The organism is Providencia sp. Me31A, assembly GCF_050487165.1.
Classification (GTDB): domain Bacteria; phylum Pseudomonadota; class Gammaproteobacteria; order Enterobacterales; family Enterobacteriaceae; genus Providencia.
The window spans coordinates 1-6,446 of record NZ_JBKQGZ010000048.1; the positions used below are offsets into that span (position 1 = coordinate 1).

Genomic DNA, 6,446 nt, shown 5'->3' on the forward strand with positions numbered 1-6,446 from the left:
TGCCACATTCTTGAAACGGGTAACGAGTCTTATCGTTTTAAACACCGAGATTAAGATTATTTTTTTAGATATTAGGTGGAGTATTTTTCAATGATCATCGTGGTGGATTTTTTGAAGATCATTGACAATGTGCGATTCTGACAACAACTGTTGAAGCAAATCCGGCACGGTCATCCGACGAAAAATGCGACTATTTTGTCCTAATGACATGACCCAAATTTCAGGGCGAATAACAAAATGATACCACGTTCGATTACCGTCCGTATTTTGTTGCTCTGCGCTGGCGAGTAACCCGCGTACAGTACGTACTGGTTTACCATTGCGCGTCACAGTTAATGAACAAGCAAATCCCAACATGTCATCAAACGGAATGGAAGGAAGCGCACTGACGGCAGTGAGCGATAAGGTGAACAACTCTGACAAGTGCTCTGTCAGTTGAAACTCAGTCACCGCAAACGTATCGGGTGGCACACCTTTAAATTGACAGGTAAAAACCAATCCATCCATACCGAAATACCTTTATAAATTCAACAGAAAAAACTCAACACACCAAGCGATTAGCCCCGTAGGGACAGCCACATTGCACAATCGAACCTTCAACGGCAACACGACGTCCGTGTAATATCATGCCTTCCTCTCCCGTTACCAACGTCCCCTCTTTTTTACAGTGTGGGCAACGTGTGGCTTTATCACCGACCCGTAATACACGAGTGCCATCATTGGTAACCGTTGAGATACTGGCTAGGCAAGTTGCCCCTGTGGTCGTTTTGTCTTGATGTAACCCGACTTTTTTTCCTTGGACAATGCTTCTTGCCATGCAAACCCTCCCGCGTAAAATGCGTGGGCCACATAAAAATCATCGCTCACGCATTGGAACACGCTATTGTCAATTACGCTTCGAGCGGTGCACGCCAGTCATCAGCACCAGATGTGCCTGCAACGGTGTGCTCCCAATCAATTTTACGGTAGGCCAGTGACACTTCAATTAATTGCGTGAAGTCCGCTTTTGCCGGGTCTTGGCAGTGCGGCATTTGGCAATCGATGTTAACAATCGTCGCATCGGTCAGTGTGGTGGTGAAGAAATGCTCTTGTTTACCTTCAATCGAGGTGCGGTACCATTTCAGTTCCACTTTCGGCAGCATTTCACCCGACGCTAAGGCGTTATACAGCAGCGGAACCGCTTTGTTTAACGCTACGGTAAAACGAAATGGTTTGTGCGCACGTTGACCGGAAGGCTGACCAGATTGTGGGTCAGTCGGCACAGTCACAACGTGAGAAAACTCTTGCACCAGCATTTGGTCTTCATGACCTTCAACGTAGATATTACCCACTGAATCTGGGGTAAATGCACCCGCGGTAATGTTGCCTTGGGTTTTGCCTTGAATAGCGATATAACATGGAGTTGGCATAGCGATGTCCTTTATCAATAATAATGAGTTGAGCTAGGTAAGTAGTTTTACCTATTAATTTCCATTATCTCAGCCAGTGCGCACGGTAAGATTTGCGTTAAGGATAATAAAAGCGGATGAAGGGACTGTAAACCTGATGACTTTTTTGTATCTCTCTAGGATAAGTGACTTAGCGTAAACTGGTTGAAATATCGATATATAATGCCAGTTAAAATACTTAAAATGAATTATATCAGAATAATCATCGAACAAAAAACACACCAAACTACGATAAGCCCAGTAAGTTCTAATGTACATAGAAATAAACTATGTAACCAAATGTTATTAATTAAAAATTATTTTAATTAATTGATTTAATTGAAATAAACTTCATGAAATCGATTTTTATCTGTTTGAGCAGAATATGCCCTGAAATAACCCAGATAATTAAACTGTTAAAATAAATTTATTGGCGATATATTTTACACTCTAGTCATTTTACGAATTACTCTATAATTTAAGCTGTTATTTTCAATTTAAACTATGAGATATTCATCAAATAATGACAGAGAATATACTTTGTGAGGCCTCAAATTCATCGACAATCTATTTATCCTGAATGACATACTTGGTTATTTCTAACTTCATTTTTTAAAATAATTAAAATTCACTGAGTAAATCGGACGCGTAAATTAAGTTAATACGTGCGTTTATGCACGTAGCTCAAACTCTCTTATGTCAAATCAAGCTGCCAATTTATTGTATCGATGGGGTTTGCTAAATATTTTTGTGGTAAACAAATTGGTTATTAGTTATCCCTAATTGGGTGATTTTCTCTTGAATTAATGACCATAATGCCACTTTGCGATGATGTTTGGCATAAAGCATTGAAAAATAACTCAATGCTTCTAATATCGATTCTTCTGTGTTCATTGCAATACTGTAATCAAAACTTTTCTTTAAATCCGAAACCGCATACGCATAATAGCGACTTTGCGCAGTGAGTATCGCCCCTTCCGCAAGGCAACGACGAAGGATAATAGCAGCGCTTATATAGCCCTGAGTATATAAATCAGAGGATAAACGTCGAAGGAACGCAGGTTGGAGGCTTGTCCTCATTTGTGACAATAGCTCACTGTCATATTGCTGAATGTATTCAGCGATTAATTCAAATCGGGCGATTTCCTTGAGAAAAGGGATAAGATAAGTGGGGCCTTTTCCTGCGGCAGTAGTAATAAAATGGCGGTCGATTTCATCAAAGATTTTTTCTAACGAGCTATAAGCTTGGTAGAATTCACTTAAAGGAATACGTCCAAACGCGCTTAGACATAACTGTTTAGCCTCTTCTTTTTGCCCATTTTCGTTGAATGCATTGATTTTTAATAAACACCATCGTTTATAGTCTGTCGAAGGCTGAAGGGAGTCAGGCGTTATCTCAGCGAGAATGGCCAACGCCTTGTCAAAATGTAGTTCATCTATCATGAGTTCAGCATAGTCTAATAACTGCAATATTGTCAGTTTACCGCCCTGCGCCCTTGCGTGCTCTAGAAAGTCGATATCTTTAATAAATAAACTTAAGTTAATGGCATCTTGTAGTTCGTGCTGACTCGCAAAGGTATCCCTTAATGCACGAAGCGTCGGTAACCCAAGCGTTTTGCGGTATTGTTTGAATATGGAGATATCTAAGAAGTGTTCAGTGGAAAGATAGGCAATGATTTTCTGTGCAACCGCTTGAGGTGAAAGTTGTTTTTGTTCACTTAACGACTTAAACCAATTTTCAATGAGTTCATGGTAATAATCAAGCCAGTAACCACTGGATGTATCTTTTGTCTCACAGATTCGATAAAAGTCGACCAACATCCAATAAAGAAGTGATTCTGATTTTTCAGGTGATGCGAGGACCACTTTTTCAAATAGACGGATAACATCATGGCGCAATTCATCAAAAAAGGTATCAGTCTCACGATAATCATAAAATCGCGTACTTTTTGTTTTTATTTTATATGTTTTTTCAATGGTTTTAAGCATTTCATCGGGAGTTGATAAAAACTGGTTGATTAATGTACTTTTTGCCTGTTTGTTATCTTGAATAAGCGTGAGGATCATCTCAATGAGATCATCATGTGACATGGCAGTCAGTTGAGTATTTTGTTTTTTAGTTAATTGGGGGCTCATCTTAGATACCAAGTGGCTACTATTTCATTGGTAATTAGTTGAGCACATAATGAGGCATTTGGCACGATCTAAATTAAGTCACAGTATGAGTTTTCGTGATTTACCGATGAGCGGATGTAGTAACAATAATCGTCAAATCAATAGCAGCTTAGGCGACTATTTTAGTTTATTATCAATGAATTCTAATTTTCACAAAGTGTCTTAAATATCACTAAATTCCACTAAGTTATGATATTTTGGACGGTTTTGAGTGGATTTATTTATCATAAAAAAGTTGGAATTACTTGACATTATTGATTTGTTTACTATTGAATTTATATAAGATAGATTTCACATTCACAGTGAAGATAGTAAACGGCTGTTTGGTGTTAATCCCCGACAGCGAAGATATCCGAGCGATGATGCAGCGAAACCAACAACAGTAAGCGCAGCTCAGTGCCATCAAACTACGACTGCAAGAGTTTGTTATCGAGTAACGTGTGGATATTAGCCTGCTTTTGGTGATGAAATACATATCAAAAGCAGGCTAATACACTTAAAATTACAGCCTCTTAATAAACAATAATTTTACCTGAAGGCCAATTACCTTCCCAACCGCAAGGAATATGACCTAATTCATAAATAACTATTAATTGTTCAAAAAATAATGACTTTTTTAGCACGCTACTATAATAAGATTCTATTAAATAATGAGCAAGATCCCATTGTAAGCACTGTATTAGTAATATATTATCAAACCCTCTAATAGCAGGTATCCTTCCTTTTAAATTTTCGTCAAAAAATTTCTTAGCCTCTTTAGCTACTATATTCCACTCTTGGAAAATAGAGTTATGCTTTATAGTTAAATAGCTAGAAATTTTATTAGACTCTTCTAATGTTACAGACTCCCATTCGGGGCTAGCTAATAAAATATTCGCTTTATCTAGTGATAACTCTGAGATTACATTATCTTCTTTTAATGGTTGACCAATATTCGCGAACCACTTTATATTAAGCAATCGATTCTTTTTTTCTGATAGTATACTCATGGTTTTACTTGATTAATTCTGCTGGGTATCCTCGGAACATTCTGTCCCCCTAATAAGCCATATTGAAGTCTATTCTGTATACTGCTTCTCACCGCTTGAGTTACTTGACGAGCGGTTAATCCCGCTGATTGGAGTGGATGTTTAAGTGCTGTGTGTATTTTTTGAGACTAGTTTCACGTTCATTGTTCCGATATTAAACAGTTGTTTGGTATTGACACCCGACAGCGAAGACATTTGAATAATAAAGCAGCAAAATCAACAATAGCAAGCGCAACTAGCCGCCATACGGCACACGATGCGCGAGCGGATGGCAGAGTATATCAGCAGCTAAAGGCTAAACGGAGCGACTCTAAAAAAACAAAGAAGCCAGAAGATCGAAGAATCTTCTGGCCATTCTTAATCATTTAATTAGTGTAGCTATCTCTAATTACTCTAACATCTGGGGTTAATTCAAAACAATCTTCTAATGGATCATCATCCAAAGACCAGTGTTCTATTAGTTGTAAATGAATTTGATGATTATCAGATAATAAAGTCAAAACTTTTCTTATAAAATTATCTTTCTTACTATTTTTAACTAATAAATCATTTACAATATCAAGCATTAACTCCATTAATTCATTCTTTTCAAATGTATTATATTTATCATTCGAGTAGGCTTGAATGTATTTTTTTAGCCATTCTTTTGTACGATATTGTTCTGGCAATTCATAGGCCCAATCTTGAGTATATTCATCTCCGATTGGTAACCCTAAGTCCATAGCTAATTGATTAATAATCATAAAATAAATCCGCCATTTAATTAGGATGAGATGAGTTATATGGAAACGATGCCCTAATCGAGCCATCTGGCTTCACAACTACTCTATCCATCAGTTGTTGAGGTTTTAATTTTTGACCATGATCAATAAATGTATGTCCATAAGTTGGTTTGCTTTTAGGATTTCTCCACTTCAACTTACCACAACCGTCCCACGTCAACCCAAATGGGTCCACCCAACTAGTCGGATTATGCACATACCCATACGGATTAAGTCCACCAATCAGCCCTATGGAATTATAGAGCGTATTACAACACTGCTGTGTTATATGAAAATTTCAACTAGCTGATATACATCATTTTTTAAAGAGTATTTGGCTGGCTAAGCGGTTTTGGTGAACACTAAAAACCCGACGCGCTTTTTTTCAAGTTTACCCACATTTTTGTTTTTTTATCAGAGAATCATTAACTTTAATAAATAACACTATAAAAGAATACTCAAGAAATACGATAAATAAAGCCCTAAAAACAGAACACCATTACACCGTGGGCTATACCCCGAGTGGCAGCAAAACCAGCAACAGCAAGCGCAGCTAACCGCCATACGGCACACGCTGCACATGTTGATCGACTCTTAAAAACGAAGAAGCCTGAAAATTTGAAGATCTTCTAGCAATTTAGTTTAGATATCAAAGAAGAACTCTAAAAAATCATTAAAACTAGCCCATTGAGGTTTAAGTACTCCAGCCATAAAGTCATGAATTTCTTTACCTAAACCTAATCCAATAACTTCACCAGTTTTTTGATTATAAAAATAACCGTATTCACTTTCAAAATGGTCTAATGGTAAATATTCTTTAGGTAATTTTAGAACATCATGAGTACTTTTCAGGATTAACAAATAACTATTGCTATTAATTAAAAACCAACCAATTTGATAGCTCTCTCTATTTTGGCCTAAAAATGTTGGTAAGCGCTTAATGAACCAGTAAAGCTTTACTCAACCTCACTGATTTCTACGTTCCATGGCATGAGATCCGACACATCATCTTTCGGACTTCGTTTTGGTAACTCGGTAAACAGGTGTTGGAAGTA

At 37.4% G+C, this 6,446-nt stretch carries 6 protein-coding genes and 1 pseudogene; all 7 read right to left on the reverse strand.

Translation table 11 applies throughout. The features are described from left to right. Positions 1–93: 93 nt before the first annotated feature. Positions 94–507, reverse strand: a pseudogene (locus ACLPIE_RS22055) (contractile injection system protein, VgrG/Pvc8 family); the annotation flags it as partial. Between the two features lie 34 nt (positions 508–541). Then, positions 542–817: a PAAR domain-containing protein gene (locus ACLPIE_RS22060; protein WP_430263778.1), complete on the reverse strand. Its 276-nt coding sequence runs from the start codon at positions 815–817 to the stop codon at positions 542–544. Positions 818–890: 73 nt separating this feature from the next. Next, complete coding sequence (locus ACLPIE_RS22065) at positions 891–1,409, reverse strand: Hcp family type VI secretion system effector (protein WP_430263779.1); 519 nt, start codon at positions 1,407–1,409, stop codon at positions 891–893. Between the two features lie 756 nt (positions 1,410–2,165). After that, entirely contained in the window at positions 2,166–3,563 is a 1,398-nt protein-coding gene (locus tag ACLPIE_RS22070; RefSeq protein ID WP_430263780.1) for a hypothetical protein, read from the reverse strand. A 551-nt stretch (positions 3,564–4,114) separates the two neighbouring features. Continuing rightward, positions 4,115–4,591 (reverse strand): hypothetical protein, encoded by a 477-nt coding sequence (locus tag ACLPIE_RS22075; RefSeq protein WP_430263781.1) that lies wholly within the window; start codon positions 4,589–4,591, stop codon positions 4,115–4,117. A 404-nt stretch (positions 4,592–4,995) separates the two neighbouring features. Further along, positions 4,996–5,373 carry a hypothetical protein gene (locus tag ACLPIE_RS22080; protein WP_430263782.1) on the reverse strand — a complete coding sequence of 126 codons (378 nt, stop codon included), beginning with the start codon at positions 5,371–5,373 and terminating at the stop codon, positions 4,996–4,998. 660 nt (positions 5,374–6,033) lie between these two features. Beyond that, entirely contained in the window at positions 6,034–6,252 is a 219-nt protein-coding gene (locus ACLPIE_RS22085) for a hypothetical protein (RefSeq protein ID WP_430263783.1), read from the reverse strand. Positions 6,253–6,446: the final 194 nt, after the last annotated feature.

Coding starts and splice junctions, on each gene's coding strand:
- ACLPIE_RS22070 (WP_430263780.1), bottom strand. CDS start 3,563: ATGAGCCCCCAATTAACTAAAAAACAAAATACTCAACTGACTGCCATG.
- ACLPIE_RS22075 (WP_430263781.1), bottom strand. CDS start 4,591: ATGAGTATACTATCAGAAAAAAAGAATCGATTGCTTAATATAAAGTGG.
- ACLPIE_RS22065 (WP_430263779.1), bottom strand. CDS start 1,409: ATGCCAACTCCATGTTATATCGCTATTCAAGGCAAAACCCAAGGCAAC.
- ACLPIE_RS22060 (WP_430263778.1), bottom strand. CDS start 817: ATGGCAAGAAGCATTGTCCAAGGAAAAAAAGTCGGGTTACATCAAGAC.
- ACLPIE_RS22080 (WP_430263782.1), bottom strand. CDS start 5,373: ATGATTATTAATCAATTAGCTATGGACTTAGGGTTACCAATCGGAGAT.